Origin of the sequence: Streptomyces sp. NPDC029041, assembly GCF_040637515.1 — a bacterium.
Lineage (GTDB): Bacteria > Actinomycetota > Actinomycetes > Streptomycetales > Streptomycetaceae > Streptomyces.
On the sequence record NZ_JBEZWO010000014.1, the window covers coordinates 171,708 to 195,175 of the forward strand.

Consider the following 23,468-nt stretch of genomic DNA (forward strand, 5'->3'; position numbering starts at 1 on the left):
GTTCGTTGGATGCGGGCCACACGTGCGTTTCAGTCGGCAGCTGGAGTCGCCGTCGGTTCCGCGACCTCGCCCCGGGCCTGCTGCAAGGTCTCCGCGATCGCGGCGAACTCCTCCAGCGCGGCCTGGAGATCCTCGACGATCTCGGCGGCCAGCACCTCGGGCGCGGGCAGGTTGTCCGCGTCGTCGAGGCTCGGGTCGCGCAGCCAGGTGATGTCGAGGTTGGCCTTGTCGCGGGCGATCAGTTCCTCGTACGTGTACGCCTTGAATCGCTCCGTCTCGACACGCTTGGAGCGGTCCTCGTCGGGGCGGTAGCACTGCACGAAGTCTTCGAGGTGGGCCCGGGTGAGCGGGTTCTGCTTGAGCGTGAAGTGCTGGGCAGTGCGGAAGTCGTAGACCCACAGCTTCTCGGTCCACGGCTGCTCGGGACGGGCCGGCCGCCGTTCGAAGAACAGTACGTTGGCCTTGACACCGCCCGCGTAGAAGATGCCGGTGGGCAGGCGCAGCAGCGTGTGGACGTCGTACTCCTTGAGCAGGCGCCGCCGGATGGTCTCACCCGCGCCACCTTCGAAGAGGACGTTGTCCGGGACGACGACCGCAGCCCGGCCGTGGATCTCCAACAGCGAGGCAATGTGCTGCACGAAGTTGAGCTGCTTGTTGGTCGTGGTGACCCAGAAGTCACGGCGCTCGTAGGCGATCGCCTCACGGGCGGCGGAACCGTCGTCGCCATAGACGGTGATCGACGACTTCTTGCCAAAGGGCGGGTTCGCCAGGACCAGGCTCGCGCGCTTGGTGGGCGGGGAGATGAGAGCGTCACGGTCATGGATGAGGGTAGGCCCGGTGGGCTGACCGATGCCGTGCAGAAAAAGGTTCATCGCTGCGAGACGGGCAGTGTTCCTGACCAGCTCGGTGCCCCAGATGCCGCCGCTGCTGAGGTGCTTGCGCTGCTCGGGGGTGAGCCGGTTGCCGTACTCATTCAGGATGTGCTCGGCGGCGGCAAGCAGGAAGCCGCCGGTTCCGCTGGCGGGGTCGGTGATCGTGTCGTCCGGGGTAGGACGGACGCAGTCGATGATGGCCTGGATCAGCGGACGCGGGGTGAAGTACTGGCCCGCACCAGACTTGATGTCCTCCGCGCCACGGGAGAGCAGTTCCTCGTAGGCGTCGCCCTTGATGTCGGTCTTCTGACCCGACCAGTTCTCCTTGTCGATCAGGTCCTTGACCAGGCGCTTGAGTTTGGCGGGGTCGTGGATGCGGTTACGGGCCCCGTTGAAGATCAAGTGAAAGGTGGTGCCCTTGCGCTGGGCACCGAGGTCTTCGAGAAGCTGGGTGTAGGCGGCTTCGAGCTCGGCACCGTCGTTCTTCAGCAGCTCGGGCCAGCCACGCCCCTCCCAGAGCGACCCTTCGGGCATGATCTGCTCACGGAACATCGGCGGCCGGGACTGCGCCTCGTGCGCCATCTTCAGAAACACGAGAAGCGTCAACTGCTCGACGTAGTCGATGGTGGAGACACCGTCGTCCCGCAGAACGTGGCAGTAACTCCAGAGCTTGTCGACAAGCCGACGGGCCTCGGTCGTGGTCACGAGGGCATCTCCAGATCAAGGGTGGGCTGAGTGGCGGTGGCGAGGGCGGAGGCGTCTGCTCGGGGGGGTGGGGGCGCGTCCGACGCGGGTGCGGTATCCGACGCGCGCTTTCGCTGAGCAGGCGCCCTGCGAGGGCTCCGGCGTCGGGGCTGGGCGGCTCCGACTGTTTCCCGCTCCGCACGGATGCGGGTGAGCAGGGCTTCGGCTGGCTCGTCGGCGGGGTCTTGGGGGACGAGACGTCCTGCGAAGGCCTCGGCCAAGAGGGAGCGACGGAGACCAGCGGCACGAACGAGAGCGGCCTGTTGTGCAGCCTCTGCGGCAAGCTGCTTTGTACGCCACTGCTGCACTGCTTCAAGCAACGCGTCCTGATCCTCCAGCGAAGGAACAGGAATTGCCACCGACTTAACCTTGGCAGTACTCAACGTGTGCAGACCGCTGGTGGAGCTTGCGACCTTCTTCAACTGTTGCGCAACCTTGGGAGAGTTCCACGCAAGTTCTAGAAACTCCGGCCGCAGCCTCGGCCCTGGCCGCACCCGGATCAGGTGATTTTGATGCACGCAGTTCTCGATCGTACCCCGCCATGATGCAGCACGCCCGATTTGGTCGGGACTACCATTTCCTTCAACCACAAGCAAGTCACCAGATTCGAGCCGATAACGTTCGAGTTCACCCTTGAATAGTTCAATCTCATGAACTTCTTCAAGCGCCAACCTCCCGCGAGGCACGTTAGCCACTCGCAAGAAAGGGAACTTGTTCTCCACTGGCCGACGCCGAGCCTGCTTTTGAATTCCGCCCTGAACAGCGGCCACTTCATCGGTACGCTCCCAGGTGACCGGACGCCGCACATTTCGCGAAAGGGTGCCTTCCGTCATCTGATGGAGGATGGAAGACCACAGCTGTCTAGACCGCGTGCGACTCTGCTCTACCGCCTCAACTGCCGCATCAAGCCGCGACAACTGCTCTTCGAGCGCGGCAATGATGCACCGCTGCTCATCAAGAGGCGGCACACGCACAGGCAAGCGTTTCAACTGCTGTTGCGGAAGGTGCTTGATCGTACTGCCGGTAGTGAACCTTCCGAAGCCGCCCGTGACACTCAGATACTCCAGGTAGTAACGAAGGTAACTGGAGCTGACTCCGCCAAGTGGTCGGACTCGATGCAGCGCCTTTTGGAAGGCGAGGTATCTACCGTCGTCACCTTCGAACACGGCACACCGTCCGACCTCTCCGCCTTCACAGACCAAGAGATCCCCGCGCTGGACACGGAAGAATTCCTGCCGTTCCGGTGGAATCGACATGGTTAGTACATCCTCCGCGTCGATTCTCCCCCACTGCACATTGATGTTACGCAGATACGGAACCAGATAGTCGCCCCCCTTCTTGCGATCGAGCATCTTCCCCAACGTGGAGTCGGCAATGTCATCAAGCGTCGCCCAAGCCCACCCCTCCGGCAATTCCGAAGGATTACTCACGCGCCCAACTCCCGTCCCAACTCATCCAAAATCTCAGCCCCCCGATCCGCTCCGAACTCCCGAAGGAACCCGTCCACGCCCCCGCGCTCGATGAAGGGTACGTCCTTCAAATGCTCGGGCTCGATCGCCGCGTCCGTCGCTATGACGTCCACGATCCGGTCCAGCCACCACACCTGGTCCTCCGTGAAGGACGCCCCCGCCTGCTCCTGCCGGGCCCGCCACGCCGCGTACCGTTCCTCCACCAGCGCCCGGTACGGCCGTACCTCATCCTCCAGGCCCAGCTCGAACCGCAGCAGCCCGATCAGGTCCACCACACCCGCAGCCCCCCGCGGATGCCGAGCCGCCTTGCCCAGCTGCACGTACGCGTCGTACAGCCGCCCCGGCGTCCACTGGAACGGAGGGCGCTCGATCTTGCGGGCGAGGTCCCGTAGCCGTCGGTAGACCTCCTTCGGATCGCGCCGCTCGCTGAAGGCGATGTTGAACGCGGCGATCTCGTCCTGGTGCTCCTTGATGTACTGCTGCCAGGACGTCACCCTCCGCATCGCCAGCTCGTCCGCCGTGATGCCGCGCGCCTCCTTCACCTCGTCCACGCTCACCTCGTCTATGACGATGTCGTGTGCGCGGCGCATGGACATGATGCGGTCCCGCAGCTCGCGATTCGACGCGATCGGCTTCAGCGCGTCCAGCATGTCCTGCCGTACCTGCGCCTGCCCGCCGATCCGCCGCGCCCGCTCCTGCTGGTCGGGGTCGACGGACCGGACCAGTCCGCCCACGATCTCCCGCAGCGGCTGGCCGGCCAGTTCCTCGACCTCCTCGCGCTCCTCAGGCGTGAGCTGCCGGTCAAGGCGTGCAAGGCGGCCTGCCAGCGTGGCGACCTCGTCCTCGGTCATCGCCAGGCCCGCCGTTTTGGCCATCAGCCGCTCCAGCGGGATCTTCCGCTCGGAGACCCGGACCAGCGGGCGCGCGTCCACGCGTGGGGAGTCCGTGACGCCCACAGCGTCGACGATGACGAACCGCTCCTTGACCTCCGCGTCCGGCGTGACCGCCTGGAACTCCGCCGGGTCGATCGTCCGCGAGCCGCGCCCCTTCATCTGCTCGAAGTACGCCCAGCTCTTGACGTCCCGGAGGAAGAACACACACTCCAGCGGCGGAATGTCGGTCCCCGTGGCGATCATGTCGACGGTCACCGCGATGCGCAGCTCCGGGCTGTTGCGGAACGCCTTGATCAGCTCGGCGGGCCGCTTCGCGGCGTGTGTGATCTTCCGGCAGAAGTCGTCGCTCTCGCCGAAGACCTGCCGCACCATCTGGACGATCTCGTCGGCGTGGTTGTCGTCCACGGCGAAGATCAGCGTCTTGGGCACGTGCGTGCGCGCCCGCTGGACCTCCCCCTCCCCCACCGGCGGGAAGATCTCCGTGAACAGGTGCTTGCGGAACGTCTCGACGACGAGCTTCAACTGCCCCTTGCTGATGACCTGGCGCCCCAGCTGGGAGGCCTTCCACTCCAGGTCCTCCTCCAGCTCCTGGTACCGCTCGCGGCGCGTCTTGCGCTCCCGCATCGGCACGACCGTCTCCGCCGGGATCGTGCCGCCGTTCTCCCCCAGCTCCGTACGGATGCGGAAGACGTCGAAGTCGACGTTGACTCCGTCCGCGACGGCCTGCTCGTACGGGTACTCGCTGACCAGGTTCTGGAAGAAGAAGCCGAAGGTCTGCTTGACCGGGGTGGCGGTCAGGCCGACCAGGTGGGCGTCGAAGTACTCCAACACCGCGCGCCACTTGCCGTAGATCGAGCGGTGGCACTCGTCCACGACGATCAGGTCGAAGGACTCCGGCGGCAGCTTCGGGTTGTAGCCGACCTCAACGGGCTCATCGACCAGGTCATAGCGGTCCAGCGCCGCGTCCTCGGTGTCGGCGCTCGGCACGTCACGGCCGGTCAGCGCCAGCCACAGCCGCTGCACGGTGGACACCACCACGTGCGCGGATCCCAGCACGGTGTCCCCGGCGAGGCGCTGGACGACGTACAACTCGGTGAACTTGCGGCCGTCGTCCGGGGTGTCGAAGTTCTCGAACTCGGTCGCGGCCTGGCTGCCGAGGTTGTTGCGATCGACCAGGAACAGGATGCGCTTGGCGCCGGCGTGCTTGAGCAACCGGTAGCTCTCGCTCACCACCGTGTACGTCTTGCCGGCGCCGGTCGCCATCTGGATCAGGGCACGCGGGTCGTCCTTGGCCAGGGAACGCTCCAGGCCGTTGATGGCCGTCACCTGGGCCGGACGCAGGTCCTCCGGGTCGAGGAAGGTCTCCGGCAGGCGACGCATCCGGGCCCGCAGGGTCGGCGCACTGTGGTCGGCCTCGGCCTCCTCGATCCAGCGGGCGATCGTGTCCGGCCGGTGCACGGCGAAGACCTCGCGCGTGCGCGGGGACGGGTCGAGCGCGTTGTGGAAGCGGACGGTGTTGCCATCGGCCACGTACCGGAACGGCAGGCTGGCCCGCCAGGCACTGAGCTGCTGGCTACGGGTGAGGCCGGTGGCGTAACGGGAGGCCTGCTCCATGGCGGCCTCCAGATCCGCGCCCTCACGCTTGGCCTCTATGACACCGACCAGACGCTGGTCGACGTACAGGAGGTAGTCGGCGCGACCGACTGCCGTGGAGACCTCCCGGACGGCGACGCCCTTGCCCGCGAAGAGGTTCTTGGCACTGTCGTCCTGGACGGTCCAGCCGGCCTTCTCCAGGACGCGGTCCAGCTCGGCGCGGACCTGCGCCTCGCTCATCGGCGGCCGGGCGGCCTTCTGCGCCTGCGCGATGAACTCGTCGCGCCGCGAGGCCCCGTCCAGCGGACGGGCGGCCGAACGGGTCTCCATCGCCGGAGCCGTCAGCTCAGTGATCTTCTCGCTCAGCTCGGCGATCACATCGTGCAGCGCGGCCCGCTCGGCCTCGGCACGAGCCAGCTCGGCCTCGGCCTGCTCACGGGCGGCCTGCTCACGCTCCAGACGGCTCTGCTTGCCGTCGTAGCTGAGCCTGGCCTCCTCCAGCTTGCGCCGGTAGGCGTCGAGTTCGGTGCGCAGCTGCTCCAGCTCGCGCTGGTCGGCTACGGTCGTGGGCTCGGGAGCGGCGGACGGCGGCGCAGGCGCCAGGAACACACGGTGCGTGGTGTCGTTCCGGTCGAGGGACCGGTGCAGCCAGTCACCCAGGCGGAAGCACAACTCCACGGACTGGAGCGCCTCGCGGACGTTGGCGTAGTACTCGTGAACGGCTCGGTTGCCCGTCGTACGGACCGCCTCGAACCAAGCCCTCACCTGGGGAACGAGCACACCGGACCTGGTGAGCGCGTTGATCCGGTCCACCTGTCGGGACCCCGGCACGGTGAGGCCGAGGAGCGTGACCAGGTGCCGGGTCATCACCTCGCCGAAGAGGCGTGCCTTCACCATGGCCGCGTGCGGATCAGTGTGGACGTACGACTCCGCGGAGCAGCCCAGAGTCACCAGTAAAGGCTCGTGCCCTATCAGGTGACCGAAGTTGGACGAACTCGCGGCCAGCCGCCTGACCTGCTCGTCGTCCCCACCCGACGGGCTGCCGACCGCTGCCGTCACCATGCGCATCTCCCTGAATCCAAGCCGTCACGACGTGTGCAAAGCCTTGCAGAATGTCATGAACGCTTGTGGGCGGCAAGGCATTTGGGAGGATGCCGTGTTCGACGGTCGAGGTTCACGCCTCGACCGTGCGGGGCGGACTCGCTGATCGCGGTCCACCCCGCTCGTCGAGTTCAGGTCGTCGAACGCCTCCGCCGCGCCCCCGGCCGCCGCTCGCTCGGCCGCGTCACCGGGTCCCCGGCCTCCACGGCCGCCATGCGGCGCTTCGCGCCGAAGTCGGCCAGGGCTTCCGCCAGCTTGTGGACGGACGGCTCGGGGGCCATGACGTCCACCCGCAGCCCGTGCTCCTCGGCGGTCTTCGCCGTGGCCGGGCCGATACACGCGATCACCGTGACGTTGTGCGGCTTGCCGGCGATGCCGACCAGGTTCCGCACGGTGGAGGACGACGTGAACAGCACGGCGTCGAAACCGCCGCCCTTGATCGCCTCACGGGTCTCCGCCGGCGGCGGCGAGGCCCGCACGGTCCGGTAGGCCGTGACGTCGTCGACCTCCCAGCCGAGCTCGATCAGCCCGGCCACCAGCGTCTCCGTGGCGATGTCGGCACGCGGCAGGAACACTCTGTCGATCGGGTCGAAGACCGGGTCGTAGGGCGGCCAGTCCTCCAGCAGACCGGCGGCCGACTGCTCACCGCTCGGCACCAGGTCGGGCTTCACACCGAACGCGATCAGCGCGTTCGCCGTCTGCTCGCCCACGGCCGCGACCTTGATGCCCGCGAACGCACGCGCGTCGAGCCCGTACTCCTCGAACTTCTCACGCACGGCCTTGACCGCGTTCACCGAGGTGAAGGCGATCCACTCGTAGCGGCCCGTCACCAGGCCCTTGACCGCGCGCTCCATCTGCTGGGGCGTGCGCGGCGGCTCGACGGCGATGGTCGGCACCTCGTGCGGCACGGCCCCGTACGACCGCAGCTGGTCGGAGAGCGACGCCGCCTGCTCCTTGGTCCGCGGCACGAGCACCTTCCAGCCGAACAGCGGCTTGGACTCGAACCACGCGAGCTGGTCGCGCTGGGCGGCGGCGGAACGCTCACCGACCACGGCTATCACCGGCCGGCCGCCCTCCGGCGAGGGCAGCACCTTGGCCTGCTTCAGCGTCTGCGCGATGGTGCCGAGCGTGGCGGTCCAGGTGCGCTGCCGGGTGGTCGTACCGGCGACGGTGACCGTCATCGGGGTGTCCGGCTTGCGCCCGGCGGAGACGAGCTCGCCGGCGGCCGCCGCGACGGAGTCCAGCGTCGTGGAGACGACGACCGTGCCGTCCGACGCCCCCACCTCCGTCCAGCACCGGTCCGACGCCGTCCGCGCGTCCACGAACCGCACGTCCGCGCCCTGCGCGTCCCGCAGCGGCACACCGGCGTAGGCGGGCACGCCGACGGCGCTCGCGATACCGGGGACGACCTCGAAGGGCACCCCGGCGGCGGCGCACGCCAGCATCTCCTCGGCGGCGTACGTGTCGAGGCCCGGGTCCCCGGACACCGCACGCACGACCCGCCTGCCGCCCCGCGCGGCCTCCATGACAAGATGTGCGGCATCCCGCACCGCGGGGACGGCGGCGGTGGTTGACGTGCCGTCAACTACCGTCAGCTGGGGCGCTCCTGTGCCCGGAGCCGGATCCTGGGAAGGATCGGGGTCCGTGTGCACCTCGGAGACGCCCTGCCTGGCGTGCTGACGCACGACGTCGAGCACTTCGTGCTCGGCGACGAGGACGTCCGCGCTCGCCAGTGCCTCCACGGCGCGCAGAGTAAGCAGTCCCGGATCTCCGGGTCCGGCACCCAGGAAGGTGACGTGCCCGTGTTCAGGACCGGCGGAAAGGGTGGTGGGGCTCACTGTGCTCGCTCCCCCATCAGACCGGCCGCGCCCTGGGCGAGCATCTCGGCCGCGAGTTCGCGACCGAGCGCCATTGCCCCGTCGTGCGTCTCGGGCGCGGGACCGGTGGTGGACAGCTGCACCATGCGCGTGCCGTCGGTGGTCCCGACGACGCCACGCAGGCGCATTTCCTTGACAGTCTGCCCGTCGGCCAGATGGTCGGCCAAAGCGCCCACAGGGGCGCTGCAGCCGGCCTCCAGGGCGGCGAGCAGTGATCGCTCGGCCGTCACGGCGATCCGCGTGAACGGGTCGTCGAGTTCGGCGAGCGCGGCGACGAGGTCCGCGTTGCCCGCGGTGCACTCGATCGCCAGGGCCCCCTGGCCGGGGGCGGGCAAAACCGTGTCGACCGACAGGAAGTCGGTCGCTTCGTCGCCGCGGCCGATCCGGTTCAGTCCGGCGGCGGCCAGCACGACGGCGTCGAGCTCCCCGCTGCGCACGAACCCGATCCGGGTGTCGACGTTGCCGCGGATCGGGACCGTGGATATGTCCAGGCCGTGGCTGCGGGCGTACGCGTTGAGCTGTGCCATGCGGCGCGGCGAACCCGTACCGATGCGGGCCCCGGAGGGCAGGTCGGTGAACTTCAGGTCGTCCCGGGCGACGATCACGTCCCGCGGGTCCTCGCGCACCGGCACGGCGGCCACGACCAGCTCGTCGGGCTGCGTGGTCGGCAGGTCCTTCAGCGAGTGCACCGCGAAGTCGACCTCGCCCTTGAGGAGCGCGTCGCGCAGGGCGGTCACGAACACGCCGGTGCCGCCGATCTGGGCGAGCTGCTCGCGCGAGACGTCGCCGTACGTGGTGATCTCGACGAGCTCGACGGGCCGTCCGGTCACCCGGCTCACGGCTTCCGCCACCTGCCCGGACTGGGCCATGGCGAGCCTGCTGCGCCGGGTGCCGAGCCTCAGCGTCTTGTCCTTCATGCCGGCCCTCGGTCTCTTGGGGTGGTGCTTTCCTCGGCCCGGGAGACGGCGGCCACCGTCTCGGGGTCGAGGTCGAACAGGGTCCGCAGCGCGTCCGCGTACCCGGCGCCGCCGGGTTCGGCCGCGAGTTGCTTGACCCGCACGGTCGGCGCGTGGAGCAGTTTGTCGACCACGCGCCGCACGGTCTGGGTGATCTCCGCTCGGTGCTTGTCGTCGAGACCGGGCAGCCGACCGTCCAGCCGGGCGATCTCGCCGGCCACGACGTCGGCGGCCATGGTGCGCAGGGCGACCACGGTCGGTGTGATGTGCGCGGCCCGCAGTGCTGCCCCGAAGGCCGCGACCTCGTCGGAGACGATACGCCGGACCTGGTCCACATCGGCAGCCATCGGAGCACCCGCGGAGGCCTCCGCCAGCGACTCGATGTCCACCAGCCGCACTCCGGCCAGCCGGTGCACGGCCGCGTCGATGTCGCGCGGCATCGCGAGGTCCAGCAGGAAGAGCGCCGGCTCGGGCCGCTGCGGCTCCTCGACCGGCTCGGGCCGGCGCCGCTCGGGGATCCGCCCGACGGTGGCGACGGTCGCGGCGAGCGCGGCGATGGCGTCGGTGTCCGCGGCCGGGTCGAGCGTGCCGGCCGCGGCCGGCCGGGCCGGGCCGGCGGCACGCCGGTCGCCGCCCACCGTGCCGTTGTCCACCCACGCTGCGTGCTGCTCCAGGTCGGCGGCGGCCATCCCGGCCACGGCGGCCTCGCCCAGCACGGAGAACCCGGCGGTGCCCTGCACCGCGGACAGGTCCAGCGGGCAGCCGTCCTCGCTGCCGAGGCTCGTGCCGGACGCACCGCCGTGCTGCGCCCCGGCCGTGGAGCCGGACGCGCCGCCCGGCGCCCCCGGCCCGTCCTCGCCGGGCCCGGCCTGCGGCGCGGGCGTACGGCCCTGCATCGCCCCGGCTACCGCCTCGGCCGTCAGGACCAGGCCCGTCGCGCCGGTGCAGGAGACGGTGACGTCGGCACGTGTCAGCTCGGCCGGCACCGACTCCATCGGGACCGCGCGGGCCGCCACGTCCGTGTCGTCGCCCTCCATGAGGATCTCGGCGAGGCGCTCGGCCCGGTCGAAGGTGCGGTTGGCGACGACGATCTCGGCGACCCCGGCCCGCGCGAGCGTGGCAGCGGCCAGGGAGGACATCGACCCGGCCCCGATGACCAGGGCCCTCTTGCCCCGGGCCCACTGCTGTACGTCGCCGCCCCGGGCCAGCTGCTCCAGGCCGAAGGTGACCAGGGACTGGCCGGCGCGGTCGATGCCGGTCTCGGAGTGGGCGCGCTTGCCGACCCGCAGGGCCTGCTGGAACAGGTCGTTCAGCAGACGGCCGGCGGAGTGCAGCTCCTGCGCCCGGGCCAGGGAGTCCTTGATCTGGCCGAGGATCTGCCCCTCGCCGACGACCATCGAGTCCAGCCCGCAGGCCACCGAGAACAGGTGGTGGACGGCCCGGTCCTCGTAGTGCACGTAGAGATAGGGAGTGAGCTCCTCGAGACCGACCCCGCTGTGCTGGGCGAGCAGCGTGGACAGCTCGGCGACACCGGCGTGGAACTTGTCCACGTCGGCGTAGAGCTCGATGCGGTTGCAGGTGGCGAGCACCGCGGCCTCGGTGGCCGGCTCGGCGGCGACCGTGTCCTGGAGCAGCTTGACCTGCGCGTCCACGGTCAGCGCGGCCCGCTCCAGCACGCTGACCGGGGCGCTGCGGTGACTGAGTCCGACGACGAGGAGGCTCATGCCGGCATCACGGCGGGCATGTCCCCGTCGGGCCCCTGGTCGGCCGAGTCGCTGCGGGCGGCTGCGGCGGTGGGCACGCCGCCGTCGGAGGAGGCGGCCTCCTCCCCTGCCTTGCGCTGCTCGTGGAAGGCGAGGATCTGCAGCTCGATGGAGAGGTCGACCTTGCGCACGTCGACGCCCTCGGGGACGGACAGCACGGTCGGCGCGAAGTTCAGGATGGAGGTGACACCGGCGGCCACGAGCCGCTCGCAGACCGCCTGGGCGGCACCGGCGGGGGTGGCGATGACACCGATCGACACGCCGTTGTCCTGGATGATCTTCTCCAGGTCGTCGGAGTGCTGCACCGGGATCCCGGCGACGGGCTTGCCGGCCATGGCCGGGTCGGCGTCGATGAGCGCGGCGACCCGGAACCCGCGGGAGGCGAAGCCGCCGTAGTTGGCGAGGGCGGCGCCGAGGTTTCCGATACCGACGATCACAACCGGCCAGTCCTGGGTGAGCCCCAGTTCACGGGAGATCTGGTACACGAGATACTCGACGTCGTAGCCGACACCCCTGGTCCCGTAGGAGCCGAGGTAGGAGAAGTCCTTGCGCAGCTTCGCGGAGTTGACCCCCGCCGCGGCCGCGAGCTCCTCGGAGGAGACCGTGGGAACCGAGCGCTCCGACAGCGCGGTCAGAGCGCGGAGGTACAGCGGAAGCCGGGCGACGGTGGCCTCGGGAATCCCTCGGCTGCGGGTCGCCGGTCGGTGAGTTCGGCCAGTTGCCACGGTGCTCCTGCGGGTAGAGCGGGGCTGTAGGCGGTCATACGTCCCTACATGACCGCCCCGTCGAATGCAGGCTATGTCTTTGTGAACGCGTGCACAAAGATGGTGTCCGATTTGCCCGGCCAACGTGACCGGGGTCACGCGCCCCCGGCGCATACGCAGGGAACCGGCGCCGGGGCGCCACCGTTCCTTGTCTTCTGGGGGCAAAACCGCACACTCTCCTCAGTGAATCCCGCCCCCGAGACCAAGCCGCCATCGATCCTAAGCGACCTGGCGGGCTTCTTTGGACTGCTCGGTCAGTCGCTCACCGGGCGGGATCAGTCGGTCAGCGCCTTGCGCAGACGGCCCTCGTTCACGCGCCAGAACGTGTGCTGCCTGCCGTCCACCAGCACGACCGGGATCTGCTCCCAGTACTGGTCGTGCAGTTCCCGATCCTCGGTGATGTCCTTCTGCTCCCAGGGGACTCCCAGATCACCGCACACCTTCTCCACAACGACCTGTGCGTCATCACACAGATGGCAGCCGGGCTTGCGGATCAGGGTGACGAGCCGGTCACCGGAGCGCCTGCGGCGGAAGAGGGAACTCATGTCGGCCATTGTCGCGCGCCCGCGGACAAGCGGAACCCCCGCGAAAGCCCCGGCGGACACGCCGGCCGCGCCCGACCCGCGCGGCGTCTTTTGACGACATGCTTGCCGAGAGTTCACACGCCCCCAACCTTCCGGCTCCGGAACCCCCGAACAAACTGGCTATGCTCACGCCATGGCCGCTCTCGGATGGCTCACTCCCCGTAGGCGCTCCGCCACGGCGCGGAGCGTTTTGGCAGGCGAGGCCTCGGCGGAGGCAGCCCGCAAGTCCACACAGGAAGTCGCCGGCACGACCGAGGAACCGCAGTTCCCGGTGCACGGCGACGACCAGGCCGCCGCCTTCTTCGACCTGGACAACACCGTCATGCAGGGCGCGGCCCTCTTCCACTTCGGGCGGGGCCTGTACAAGCGGAAGTTCTTCGAGACGCGCGAGCTGGCGAAGTTCGCCTGGCAGCAGGCATGGTTCCGCCTGGCCGGGGTCGAGGACCCCGAGCACATGCAGGAGGCCCGTGACTCGGCCCTGTCGATCGTCCAGGGCCACCGCGTCGCCGAACTGCAGTCGATCGGCGAGGAGATCTACGACGAGTACATGGCCGAGCGCATCTGGCCCGGCACCCGGGCCCTCGCCCAGGCCCACCTGGACGCCGGCCAGAAGGTGTGGCTGGTGACGGCCGCCCCCGTCGAGATCGCCACGGTCATCGCCCGCCGCCTCGGCCTGACCGGTGCCCTCGGCACGGTCGCCGAGTCCGTCGACGGCGTCTACACCGGCAAGCTCGTCGGCGAACCGCTGCACGGCCCCGCCAAGGCCGAGGCCGTACGCGCCCTGGCCGCCGCCGAGGGCCTGGACCTCGGCCGGTGCGCCGCCTACAGCGACTCGCACAACGACATCCCGATGCTCTCCCTGGTCGGCCACCCCTACGCCATCAACCCGGACAGCAAGCTGCGCAAGCACGCCCGGCAGCTGGACTGGCGTCTGCGCGACTACCGCACGGGCCGCAAGGCGGCCAAGGTCGGCATCCCGGCCGCGGCGGGCGTCGGCGCGGTCGCGGGCGGCACGGCGGCCGCCATCGCCCTGCACCGCCGGCGCCGCTGACCACCCGATCAAACCGGGACACGGATGTTTGCGGCCTGACAATCGCCGTAAATCCAACTGGCGTACCCCCACAACCTCCCCTCCAGTCCTCTTGGCTGCACACGGCCACAACACGCCCTGCACTCAGCCACAATCCGAAGCGTTCCGGTCGACAACCGGTCACGCTTCGGCACCTGACCAGGCGTCAATCGGTTACGGAAGCGACGTAATCGATGATTTGAGCAACTCGGTGTAGCAGCGCCTGCACGAAGCGTTATTCTCCTCAGACGCAAACCGGTACCCCTCCGTCGCTACGACGGGTGAAAGGTCCCGCACTGCACGTGATGGAAGCTCTGCCTCTGGGAGTCCCGTGTACCCACACGTCGGGGTTGACGCCTCGGGCCTGGCTACGCTGCGCGCAACGGTCAACGACCTGTTGCGCGGCTTCGTCCCCACCGCGTACGCCGTCCCCGCATTCGCCACCGCCGCGCCCGTAGGCCCTTGCTACGCACTGGCCGACGGCAGCGCCGCGGTCGGCAGACGAGGGCGCCCCTCCGGCGCGGCCACCGCACGCCGGCCTGCCGCGGACAGCGACAGCGCCCGGATGATGGACCTCGTGGAGCGCGCCCAGGCCGGCGAGGCCGACGCCTTCGGCCGCCTCTACGACCAGTACAGCGACACCGTCTACCGGTACATCTACTACCGGGTCGGAGGAAAGGCGACCGCCGAGGACCTCACCAGCGAGACCTTCCTGCGGGCCCTGCGCCGCATCGGCACCTTCACCTGGCAGGGCCGCGACTTCGGCGCCTGGCTCGTGACCATCGCCCGCAACCTCGTCGCGGACCACTTCAAGTCCAGCCGGTTCCGCCTCGAGGTCACCACCGGCGAGATGCTCGACGCCAACGAGGTCGAGCGCTCCCCCGAGGACTCCGTCCTGGAGTCCCTCTCCAACGCCGCCCTGCTCGACGCCGTACGGCGGCTCAACCCCCAGCAGCAGGAGTGTGTGACGCTCCGCTTCCTCCAAGGCCTCTCCGTGGCCGAGACCGCCCGGGTGATGGGCAAGAACGAGGGCGCCATCAAGACCCTCCAGTACCGGGCCGTCCGCACCCTCGCGCGGCTGCTCCCGGAAGACGCCCGCTGACCGGCGAGCACGCTCGGCGACTCCCAACTCACGGACCGTGAAAGTCCGTTGACTCCGGCATCCGATCGGCCGGAGTCCGTAACCCAAGTGCCACACCGCTCGTTGTGCGGAATGCAGGCTCCCTGTGGTCACCCCTGGCCGGCTCCGGTCGCTCGATCGTGTGGTCGTGGTCGGGGTGTGCAACCCTCAGGACCCCCTGGGGAGTCGACCGTCATGACGAGAGGAGGTGCCGCCAGTGATCGCGAACGTATCGGCGCACCGGCGGGCGAACGCCTTCGCCCAGGCCCTGGAGGAGCAGTCCGAGCAGGGCCCGGCGGCCGAGCAGCCCGAAGGATCGGCACCGGACCCGGCCACCGCGGAATCGAGCGAACAGGCCCGCCATCTGGCGCTCGCCTCGGGGCTCGGCGCGTTGCCCAAGCCGGAGCTCGACCCGGAGGTCAAGGTCGTCCAGCGGGCCCAGCTGGTGGCAGCGTTCGAGGCCATGCTCCAGGAGGGCACCGCGGGCGGCGGGGCGACGGACAGCGCGGTCCCCGGACAGCGGTCCCGGGCCCGCGGCGCGCACCGCGCGGGTTCACTGAAGAAGTTGCGGCCGCGTTCCCGGCTCGCCAAGGGCCTCACCGCGGGCGGACTCAGCGTCGGGGTCGCCGCGAGCGCCTTCGGCGGAGTCTCCGCCGCCAGCTCGGACGCCCTACCCGGCGACTCGCTCTACGGCCTCAAGCGCGGCATCGAGGACGTCAAGCTCGGCCTCGCCGACGGGGCGGACGAGCGCGGCCGGGTCTATCTCGACCACGCCTCCACCCGGCTCAGCGAAGCACGCCGCCTGATGGAGCGGGGCCGCAGCGGCCCCCTGGACCACGAGTCCCTCGGCGAGATCCGCCGTGCCCTGTCCGGCATGCGGCACGACGCGTCGGAGGGCCACCGGCTGCTGAGCGAGGCGTACGAGCACGACCCGGACTCACTCGGCCCCATCCAGGCCCTGTCCGCGTTCTCCCGCTCCCACCGCCAGGCCTGGGGCGAACTGCGCGATCGGCTGCCCGTCCAGCTCGGTGACGTCAGCCGGGAGGTGTCGTCCGTCTTCGACGCCATAGAGGAGGACGTCGCCCCGCTGCGCTCCCTGCTGCCCGAGCCCCCGGCCACCGGCGGCGGCGACGGCAAGCGGCAGGGCGCCTCCGAATCCGCTCCCAGCGGTTCCTCGGACACGGGCCGCTCGACGCGTCCCAGCGACGGCGGCGGCAAGCACAGCGACGAGCACAGCACCGGCGGCGGCAGCGGCAGCCCCAGCCGCTCGGCCGGCTCCGGTGACGACAGCGACGGCCTGCTCGGCGGCAACACCGGCGGCCTGCTCGACCCACCGAAGAACAGCGAGACCAGCACCTCCCCGTCGGCGGAGGGCAACACACCCGTCCCCGAGCCGGATGTGACGCTCCCGCCCCTCCTGCCCGGCCTGCTGCCCGGCCTGGGCATCGACAGCGAGGACGCGAACTAGGCAACGCCACGACGACGGGGGCGCCCCTTCGGCAGGGGCGCCCCCGTCGTCGTGCGCGAAGTGTCAGAAGAACACCGACCGCCGCTGCACCAGCAGTTTGTAGAGCGTGTGCTGGATCTGCTCCCTGACCTGGTCGGTCAGGTTGAACATGAGCATCGGGTCCTCCGCCGCCTCCGGTGGATAGCCGTCCGTGGGGATCGGCTCGCCGAACTGGATCGTCCACTTGGTCGGCAGCGGGATCGCCCCGAGCGGCCCCAGCCACGGGAACGTCGGTGTGACCGGGAAGTACGGGAAGCCCAGCAGGCGCGCGACCGTCCTGGCGTTGCCGATCATCGGGTAGATCTCCTCCGCCCCGACGATCGAGCAGGGCACGATCGGCGTCCCCGCGCGCAGCGCCGTCGAGACGAAACCGCCGCGGCCGAAGCGCTGCAGCTTGTAGCGGTCCGCGAAGGGCTTGCCGAGCCCCTTGAAGCCCTCGGGCATCACCCCGACCAGTTCGCCCTGCTCCAGCAGCCGGGAGGCGTCCTCGGCGCACGCCAGGGTGTGACCCAGCTTGCGGGCCAGCTCGTTGACCACCGGCAGCATGAACACCAGGTCCGCGGCCAGCAGCCGCAGATGCCGGCCCGCCGGGTGGTTGTCGTGCACGGCGACCTGCATCATCAGGCCGTCCATCGGCAGGGTGCCGGAGTGGTTGGCGACGATCAGGGCACCGCCCTCGGACGGGATGTTCTCGATGCCCTTCACCTCGACCCGGAAGTACGTCTCGTACAGCGGGCGCAGCAGCGACATCAGGACCTGGTCGGTGAGTTCCTCGTCGTAGCCGAAGTCGTCGACCTCGTAGTCCCCGGTGAGGCGGCGGCGCAGGAACGCCAGGCCGCCCGCGATCCGTCGTTCCAGCCCGCCCCCGCCGTCCGGGGAAGGCTCCGGCGGCTGTTCATCGGAAGTCACAGGAACATCATCCTGCGGAACAGCCCTGGTGGGCAGGGGCTCCACCTCACGCACCGGCACGGACTCCGCGCCCGGGCGGCGGTTCCCGGCGCTCCGGCGCCGCTGGGGACGCTGCGCGGCGTTCCCCCGGGACCGGTCGTCGTCGAACGGAATGACCTTGGCGTCCGCCATCGTTGATGCGCTCCTCAGTTGGCGCTCTGCGTCGGGGAGTGTCCGCCGCCCGCGAGGGGCAGGCCGGCGATCCGGTCGACGGCCCCCGCGAGGGCCTCCGGCGGAAGGAGTCCGGGGCCCTGGCTGCGGGCGAAGTCCGCGAACGTCTCCGCGGTCGTGTACTTGGGCTGGAATCCCAGCGTCTCGCGCATCTGGCCCGTGGCCACGACCCGGCCGTGCGTGAGCAGCCGGATCTGCTCGGGCGAGAAATCCGTCATTCCCAGCGTACGCACCAGCGAGCCCGCCCAGGTGACGGCCGGCAGCAGCAGGGGCACGGTGGGGCGGCCGAGGCGCCGGGAGCACTGCGAGAGCAGCAGCACACCGTCGCCGGCGATGTTGAAGGTGCCGCTGTTGAGCGTGCCGCGCCGGGGCTCGTGCGAGCCGAGCCGCAGCACCTCGATCACGTCGTCCTCGTGTACGAACTGCAGCCTGGGGTCGTAGCCGAACACGGTCGGCAGGACCGGCAGCGCGAAGTACGACGCGAGCGGGGTGTCCGCGGTCGGGCCGAGGATGTTGGCGAACCGCAGCACACACACGGCCACATCGGGCCGGCGGCGCGCGAAGCCGCGGACGTAGCCCTCGACCTCGACGGTGTCCTTGGCGAAGCCGCCACTGGGCAGGGACTTGGGCGGGGTCGTCTCGGTGAACACGGCCGGGTCACGGGGCGCGGAGCCGTAGACGTTCGTGCTGGACTTCACGACCAGCCGTTGCACGGACGGGGACTTCTGGCAGGCACCGAGCAGCTGCATGGTGCCGATGACGTTGGTCTCCTTCAGGGAGGCCCGGTTGCCGCTGCCCAGCGGCGTGCCCGTCACGTCGAGGTGGACGATCGTGTCGGCGCCCGTCTCGGCGAGCACCCGCGCGATGCCGGGCTGCCGGATGTCGGCCTGGACGAAGTCCGCACCGCCCAGATGATGCTCGGGCGGCACCGCGTCCACGGCGACGACCCGGTCGACGTCGGGGTCCCGCTGGATCCGCCGGACGAACCGGCCCCCCAGCTGGCGGGCCACTCCGGTCACGAGCACGACCTTGCCCAAGATCAGCGCCTTCCTTCCGAACTCCTCGTCCCCGCCGCGTTCCCCCGTGGGGCCAACTTAGCGGGTTGTCGTTGCGCTGTGATGACCGCCTGATGCGCGAAGTGACCGAAGCCAGCCGGACGCAGGAGCCACGGCCGGAGCCGGTGGCCCGACGCGGATATGCGTGTGGCCCCCCACCGGTGGTGGGGGGCCACAGCAACGCTCTCGCGGCGTGCGCGTCGCGAACTTACTTCTTGTTGCGACGCTGGACGCGCGTGCGCTTGAGCAGCTTGCGGTGCTTCTTCTTCGCCATCCGCTTGCGCCGCTTCTTGATAACAGAGCCCACGACTACCCTCGCTCACTTCTCATCACTCGGTGTTTGGGCGCCATGGGCCCATACGACCTACGAGGGGCCAGCCTACCCGTCCGAGCGCTGAGGTCGTAATCGAGGAGGCCGGAGGGATCCCCGAGTGCCCTGTAGGGGGATCACCCCGGCCCTGCCGTCAGGCGGTTTCCACCCCCACGTAGCTCTCGCGGAGGTACTCGTGAACCGCTTGCTCCGGGACGCGGAAGGACCGCCCCACACGGATCGCGGGCAGATGACCGCTGTGCACCAGCCGGTACACGGTCATCTTCGACACTCGCATCACCGAGGCGACTTCCGCCACGGTAAGGAACTGAACCTCGTTCAGAGGCCTCTCGCCAGCTGCAGCCATGACACACCTGAACCTTCCGCACTCGACGGCCACCGGCTTCCCCTTCCGGTGACTCTTCGTCGCTGCGTGCTCACTCCCCAATGTAGGGGCCAGTGATGCGAGTGGGGAAGAGGTGCACCCATCGGCGGCCTACTGTGACAGACACGCCCGATTGAGTACGTAGCGGGTAAGCGGCAGGTAGTAATCGGACCGCACGCCGTCATCAAGTGGAACGACGACGGACACGGACCCCTCGGCCTCCCCCACGAACAGCGCCGGGTCGTCCGTATCGGCCGGCCCGATGGCCTCGAACCCCAGCTGACCTGCCCCGCAGACCCACCCGTGGTCCCCGATCACCAGCTCGGGCAACGGCCCGCCGGACTCCGCGCAAGCGGCCAGCACGGTACGAACCGGGAGAGGTGAGTGCGTATGTGCGCCGGGCTCACAACCGGGGCGTTCGGGGTCCTGGGTCCGCACCAGCGCGACTCCTCGTACGTAGTCGAGGTTGTGCGTACGTAGACCGAACCGGGTCGTTATGTCGACACGGCGACCCTGCGCGGGGGTGAGGACGGCACATCCCGCCGCCGACAGAGCGTCTGCCAGAGCACCGTAGAAACCGAGCAGCCGGTGCGGGTGCCCGGTGCCGAGAAGCACGGGCGCACCCCGCCGGGCGGCCTCGGCGAGGCGTTCCGCGAAGGCGTCCAGCGCCGCCACGGTCCGCTCCGGATCGATCACGTCCTGGCCGGAAACCCGCCGGGAATCGGCCGAAACACCACACCGGTCCGCCATCAGCTCGAGCAACTCCCGCTGCCTCCAGGCCCCTTCGGGATCGATCCCCAGCAGCACCCGCGGGTCCCGGGCCGCGAAGAGCCGGTAACTGCGCAGGCTCTCCTCCCGCGAGGTCGCCACGGTCCCGGCGAGCCGCGCGCCCACCAGGTGCGCGCGCAGGGCTTCGGTGGTCAGCACATGAAGATCGTGCGTGACCGTGACTCCACCTGTCCCGAGAACCCGCGAACACCGCACGGTCGGCCCATGACCGGCTCCGTCGCATCGCGTCGGGAGGAGTCACAGGAGCGCACCGCCGGGTGGGGTCACGGGAGACGCGGGGATCGCATCGCCGGACGGAGTCACAGGAGTCGCAGGCCTCAGGCCAGCAGCCCCCGCAGCGGGAACACCGCCCGCCGGGCCGCCAGCACCGCCTGGTCCAGCCGGTCCGCCGGATCGTAGCCCTCCTCCCAGCCGGACCAGGACAGCGGCCAGCGCCCGTCCGTCATCCGCGCCGGGGCCAACTGCCGCGTCCGCGCGAACACTTCCTGCCGCCAGCCCTCGGGGATCACCGCCTCGGGCTCCACGGGCCGGCCCGCGGCGATCGCGACCAGATGCGTCCACGAGCGCGGCACGACGTCCACCACCGCGTAACCGCCCCCGCCCAGCGCCACCCACCGCCCGTCGGCGTACTCGTGCGCCAGGTCGTGACAGGCCGCCTGCACCGCCCGCTGCGCGTCCAGCGACACCGCCAGGTGCGCCAGCGGATCCTCGAAGTGCGTGTCCGCCCCGTGCTGGGTGACCAGCACCTGGGGCCGGAAGTCGGCGATCAGCTCCGGCACGATCGCGTGGAACGCCCGCAGCCACCCGGCGTCCCCCGTCCCGGCCGGCAGCGCCACGTTCACCGCCGAGCCCTCCGCCGTGTCCGCCCCGGTCTCCTCCGGCCACCCGGTCTGCGGGAACAGCGTCCGCGGATGCTCGTGCAGCGAGATCGTCAGCACCCGCGGGTCCTCCCAGAACGCCGCCTGCACCCCGTCCCCGTGATGCACGTCGACATCGACGTACGCGACCCGCTCCGCCCCGAGCTCCAGCAGCCGCGCGATCGCCAGCGAGGCGTCGTTGTAGATGCAGAACCCGGACGCGCCGCCCGGCATCGCGTGGTGCAGCCCGCCCGCGAAGTTCACCGCGTGCTGCGCCTCACCCCGCCACACCGCCTCCGCCGCCCCGACCGACTGCCCGGCGATCAGCGCCGACACCTCGTGCATCCCCGCGAACGCCGGATCGTCCATCGTCCCCAGCCCGTACGACTGGTCCGCCGCCCCCGGATCCGCGGACGCGGCCTTCACCGCCCCGATGTAGTCCTGCCGGTGGACGAGCCGCAGCGTCGACTCCCCGGCCGCCCTCGCGGCGACCACGTCCACCTCACGGTCCAGCCCGAAGGCGCCGACCAGTTTCCGGGTCAGGGCGAGCCGGACGGGGTCCATCGGATGCCCCGGACCGAAGTCATACCCCGTTACTGCCTCGTCCCACATCAGCTGTGCGCGGCCGCTCATGCCCGCCACCGTATCGGTCCGGTTGAGCTCCGAACGACCGGGCGTACACCAGCGTCACCAGCACCAACACCATCGGCACCAGCATGGCCCCGCGGTAGCTCCACAGATCGCCGAGCGCCCCGACCAACGGCGAACCGATGAGGAAGCCCACGTAGTTGAAGACGTTCAGACGCGCCACGGCCGCATCCGAAGCCCCCGGGAAGAGCCTCCCGGCCGCCGCGAACGTCTGCGGCACCAGCACACACAACCCCAGCCCCAGCAGCGTGAACCCCAGCATCCCGACCCACGCCCCGGGCGCGGCGGCCACCACGGCGAACCCGCCCGCCGCCACCAGCGCACCGGCCCGCACCACCGTGACCGCCCCGAAGCGCCGCACGCCGAAGTCGCCGATCGTCCGCCCCAGCAGCGTGGTGACCATGTACACGTTGAACGGCACCGTCGCCATCTGCTCCGAGCTTCCCAGCACGTCCTGCAGATACTTGGCACTCCAGTTGGAGACCGTCGAGTCCCCGATGTACGCGACCGTCATCACCAGACACAGCGGCAGCAGCCACTTGAAGACGACCGCGCCGCCCTCTCCGGTCTGCTCCTGCGCCCCGGGCGCCGCACCCCGGTCGTCGGCATACCACCGGCTCCCCACCAGCACCGCCGGCAGCAGCATCAGCACGACCGGCAGATACGACACCCACAACGCCAGATGCCAGTGCGCCCCCACCCAGGCCAACGAGGCCCCGACGATCCCGCCCAGGCTGTAGGCCGCGTGAAAACTGAGCATGATGCTGCGCCCGTACGCCCGTTGCAGGCTCACTCCGAGCATGTTCATCGAGGCGTCCAGCACCCCTACGGCAAGTCCGAACGCGGCGAGCGCCACGCCGAGTTCCACCATCCGCTCCCCGGCCCCGACACCGAGCAGCGCCAGCAGCACCACGGGCTGGGACCACCGCAGCAGCCGGCTCGGCGGCACCCGCTTCACCAGCCGCTCGGTGGACACGCTCCCGACCCCGGCGAGGACCGGAACGGCGGCCAGAAACGCGGGCAGCAGCGCGTCGGAGACCCCGTAGCGGTTCTGGATGGCGGGGATCCTCGTCACGAGCAGAGCGAAGGCGACACCCTGCACCAGGAAGCTGAACGCCAACGAGGCCCTGCCGCGCCGCAGCACATCTGTCATGGCGGCGAGCGTAGGGCCCCGGCTTACTCGTGGGTAGATCCAGCCAAAGATGAATTTCCCTCAGCTTCGACGGATCGGCGGGATCGACTCACACGAGCAGGTCGGGCAGTTCCTCCATGCGGGAGAAGAGCCGATCTGCCCCGGACAGCTTCTCCGCCGGCGTCATCGCGGTGAACCCGCAGACGTCCATCCCCGCCGCGACGGCGGCCTGCACGCCCAGCGGACTGTCCTCGACGACGACGCACCGCCCCGGCGCGACCCCCATCTTCTCGGCCGCGTACAGGAAGAGATCGGGGGCCGGCTTCCCCCGCCCCACGTCCTGAGAGCTGAAGATCCGCGCCTCGTCGAACCATCGGTCGAGTCCCGTCGTCCTGTGCCCCACACGGATCCGCTCATGGCTACCGGAGGAGGCCACGCAGTACGGCACCCCGTCGGCGGCCAGCTTCTCCAGCAGCACGGAGGCCCCGGCCACGGCCACCAGTTCCTGCTCGAACGCCGCGAAAACTCGCGTATGAAAGACGTCGTCGAATTCGTCCGGCAGCCGCTGCCCCGTTCGCTCGAGGACCAGCTCGTGGATCCGGTGCATGGCCGATCCCATGTAGTCCCGGATGGACTCCTCATAGGACGTGGGGTGCCCCAGCTCGGTGAGGTACGCCGCGAGCAACCGGTTGGAGATGGGCTCGCTGTCGACGAGCACACCGTCGTTGTCGAAGATCACCAGGTCATAGCGCATGAACTCGAGCCTAAACGCAGAAAACCCCCGCATCCGAAGATGCGGGGGTTTTCCCAAAAATTGTTCGGCGGCGTCCTACTCTCCCACAGGGTCCCCCCTGCAGTACC

General features: G+C 69.9%; 19 protein-coding genes. 3 read left to right on the top strand and 16 right to left on the bottom strand.

Annotated elements, in window-relative coordinates; genetic code table 11:
* Window positions 1–29: 29 nt before the first annotated feature.
* The 8 genes from AB0F04_RS31310 to AB0F04_RS31345 form a co-directional block, all read right to left on the bottom strand.
* On the bottom strand, window positions 30–1,577 hold the full coding sequence (locus AB0F04_RS31310; RefSeq protein WP_362047630.1) for a class I SAM-dependent DNA methyltransferase: 1,548 nt from the start codon (window positions 1,575–1,577) through the stop codon (window positions 30–32).
* Complete coding sequence (locus AB0F04_RS31315) at window positions 1,574–3,046, bottom strand: restriction endonuclease subunit S (protein WP_362047633.1); 1,473 nt, start codon at window positions 3,044–3,046, stop codon at window positions 1,574–1,576. The genes AB0F04_RS31310 and AB0F04_RS31315 overlap by 4 nt, the downstream gene beginning before the upstream one ends.
* On the bottom strand, window positions 3,043–6,633 hold the full coding sequence (locus AB0F04_RS31320; RefSeq protein WP_362047636.1) for a DEAD/DEAH box helicase family protein: 3,591 nt from the start codon (window positions 6,631–6,633) through the stop codon (window positions 3,043–3,045). Before AB0F04_RS31320 ends, AB0F04_RS31315 begins: the two co-directional genes overlap by 4 nt.
* A gap of 170 nt (window positions 6,634–6,803) precedes the next feature.
* Window positions 6,804–8,510 (bottom strand): bifunctional uroporphyrinogen-III C-methyltransferase/uroporphyrinogen-III synthase, encoded by a 1,707-nt coding sequence (locus AB0F04_RS31325; protein WP_362047639.1) that lies wholly within the window; start codon window positions 8,508–8,510, stop codon window positions 6,804–6,806.
* The gene (gene hemC, locus AB0F04_RS31330) at window positions 8,507–9,466 is read right to left on the bottom strand and encodes a hydroxymethylbilane synthase (RefSeq protein WP_362047642.1); all 960 of its coding nucleotides are present in this window, start codon (window positions 9,464–9,466) and stop codon (window positions 8,507–8,509) included. The genes AB0F04_RS31325 and hemC overlap by 4 nt, the downstream gene beginning before the upstream one ends.
* Window positions 9,463–11,229, bottom strand: a complete 1,767-nt coding sequence (locus AB0F04_RS31335; protein WP_362047645.1) for a glutamyl-tRNA reductase — start codon at window positions 11,227–11,229, stop codon at window positions 9,463–9,465. The genes hemC and AB0F04_RS31335 overlap by 4 nt, the downstream gene beginning before the upstream one ends.
* On the bottom strand, window positions 11,226–11,993 hold the full coding sequence (locus tag AB0F04_RS31340) for a redox-sensing transcriptional repressor Rex (protein ID WP_362047648.1): 768 nt from the start codon (window positions 11,991–11,993) through the stop codon (window positions 11,226–11,228). Before AB0F04_RS31340 ends, AB0F04_RS31335 begins: the two co-directional genes overlap by 4 nt.
* Before the next feature lie 314 nt (window positions 11,994–12,307).
* Window positions 12,308–12,586: a glutaredoxin family protein gene (locus AB0F04_RS31345; protein ID WP_362047651.1), complete on the bottom strand. Its 279-nt coding sequence runs from the start codon at window positions 12,584–12,586 to the stop codon at window positions 12,308–12,310.
* 163 nt (window positions 12,587–12,749) lie between these two features.
* Here AB0F04_RS31345 and AB0F04_RS31350 point away from each other — a divergent pair, with 163 nt between their 5' ends.
* The 3 genes from AB0F04_RS31350 to AB0F04_RS31360 all read left to right on the top strand — a co-directional run bounded on the left by AB0F04_RS31350 (window position 12,750) and on the right by AB0F04_RS31360 (window position 16,273).
* Window positions 12,750–13,667 (top strand): HAD-IB family hydrolase, encoded by a 918-nt coding sequence (locus tag AB0F04_RS31350; protein ID WP_352099027.1) that lies wholly within the window; start codon window positions 12,750–12,752, stop codon window positions 13,665–13,667.
* A gap of 349 nt (window positions 13,668–14,016) precedes the next feature.
* On the top strand, window positions 14,017–14,787 hold the full coding sequence (locus AB0F04_RS31355) for an ECF subfamily RNA polymerase sigma factor, BldN family (RefSeq protein WP_053669503.1): 771 nt from the start codon (window positions 14,017–14,019) through the stop codon (window positions 14,785–14,787).
* Between the two features lie 235 nt (window positions 14,788–15,022).
* A complete protein-coding gene (locus tag AB0F04_RS31360; protein WP_362047655.1) occupies window positions 15,023–16,273 on the top strand; it encodes a DUF5667 domain-containing protein in 1,251 nt (416 codons plus the stop codon).
* Window positions 16,274–16,336: 63 nt separating this feature from the next.
* On the opposite strand, the gene AB0F04_RS31365 is transcribed toward AB0F04_RS31360, so the two are convergent.
* The 8 genes from AB0F04_RS31365 to AB0F04_RS31400 form a co-directional block, all read right to left on the bottom strand.
* Window positions 16,337–17,392, bottom strand: a complete 1,056-nt coding sequence (locus AB0F04_RS31365; RefSeq protein ID WP_362047657.1) for a lysophospholipid acyltransferase family protein — start codon at window positions 17,390–17,392, stop codon at window positions 16,337–16,339.
* A gap of 14 nt (window positions 17,393–17,406) precedes the next feature.
* Window positions 17,407–18,468, bottom strand: coding sequence for an NAD-dependent epimerase/dehydratase family protein (locus AB0F04_RS31370; protein WP_234850054.1), 1,062 nt, complete (start codon window positions 18,466–18,468; stop codon window positions 17,407–17,409).
* Between the two features lie 226 nt (window positions 18,469–18,694).
* Window positions 18,695–18,793, bottom strand: coding sequence for an AURKAIP1/COX24 domain-containing protein (locus tag AB0F04_RS31375; protein ID WP_003948845.1), 99 nt, complete (start codon window positions 18,791–18,793; stop codon window positions 18,695–18,697).
* A 157-nt stretch (window positions 18,794–18,950) separates the two neighbouring features.
* The gene (locus AB0F04_RS31380; RefSeq protein WP_004984898.1) at window positions 18,951–19,163 is read right to left on the bottom strand and encodes a helix-turn-helix domain-containing protein; all 213 of its coding nucleotides are present in this window, start codon (window positions 19,161–19,163) and stop codon (window positions 18,951–18,953) included.
* Window positions 19,164–19,292: 129 nt separating this feature from the next.
* Complete coding sequence (locus AB0F04_RS31385; protein ID WP_362047660.1) at window positions 19,293–20,108, bottom strand: phosphatase; 816 nt, start codon at window positions 20,106–20,108, stop codon at window positions 19,293–19,295.
* Between the two features lie 179 nt (window positions 20,109–20,287).
* Entirely contained in the window at window positions 20,288–21,460 is a 1,173-nt protein-coding gene (locus tag AB0F04_RS31390; RefSeq protein ID WP_362047662.1) for an acetoin utilization protein AcuC, read from the bottom strand.
* Window positions 21,411–22,628, bottom strand: coding sequence for an MFS transporter (locus tag AB0F04_RS31395; RefSeq protein ID WP_362047665.1), 1,218 nt, complete (start codon window positions 22,626–22,628; stop codon window positions 21,411–21,413). The genes AB0F04_RS31390 and AB0F04_RS31395 overlap by 50 nt, the downstream gene beginning before the upstream one ends.
* 88 nt (window positions 22,629–22,716) lie before the next feature.
* The gene (locus AB0F04_RS31400) at window positions 22,717–23,361 is read right to left on the bottom strand and encodes an HAD family hydrolase (RefSeq protein WP_362047668.1); all 645 of its coding nucleotides are present in this window, start codon (window positions 23,359–23,361) and stop codon (window positions 22,717–22,719) included.
* Window positions 23,362–23,468 lie beyond the last annotated feature (107 nt).

Excerpts from the sequence above, each read along its gene's own strand:
- AB0F04_RS31345 (WP_362047651.1), bottom strand. The coding sequence starts at position 12,586 with ATGGCCGACATGAGTTCCCTCTTCCGCCGCAGGCGCTCCGGTGACCGG.
- AB0F04_RS31380 (WP_004984898.1), bottom strand. The coding sequence starts at position 19,163 with ATGGCTGCAGCTGGCGAGAGGCCTCTGAACGAGGTTCAGTTCCTTACC.
- AB0F04_RS31335 (WP_362047645.1), bottom strand. The coding sequence starts at position 11,229 with ATGAGCCTCCTCGTCGTCGGACTCAGTCACCGCAGCGCCCCGGTCAGC.
- AB0F04_RS31390 (WP_362047662.1), bottom strand. The coding sequence starts at position 21,460 with ATGAGCGGCCGCGCACAGCTGATGTGGGACGAGGCAGTAACGGGGTAT.
- AB0F04_RS31365 (WP_362047657.1), bottom strand. The coding sequence starts at position 17,392 with ATGGCGGACGCCAAGGTCATTCCGTTCGACGACGACCGGTCCCGGGGG.
- AB0F04_RS31350 (WP_352099027.1), top strand. The coding sequence starts at position 12,750 with ATGGCCGCTCTCGGATGGCTCACTCCCCGTAGGCGCTCCGCCACGGCG.
- hemC (WP_362047642.1), bottom strand. The coding sequence starts at position 9,466 with ATGAAGGACAAGACGCTGAGGCTCGGCACCCGGCGCAGCAGGCTCGCC.
- AB0F04_RS31395 (WP_362047665.1), bottom strand. The coding sequence starts at position 22,628 with ATGACAGATGTGCTGCGGCGCGGCAGGGCCTCGTTGGCGTTCAGCTTC.
- AB0F04_RS31400 (WP_362047668.1), bottom strand. The coding sequence starts at position 23,361 with ATGCGCTATGACCTGGTGATCTTCGACAACGACGGTGTGCTCGTCGAC.
- AB0F04_RS31320 (WP_362047636.1), bottom strand. The coding sequence starts at position 6,633 with ATGGTGACGGCAGCGGTCGGCAGCCCGTCGGGTGGGGACGACGAGCAG.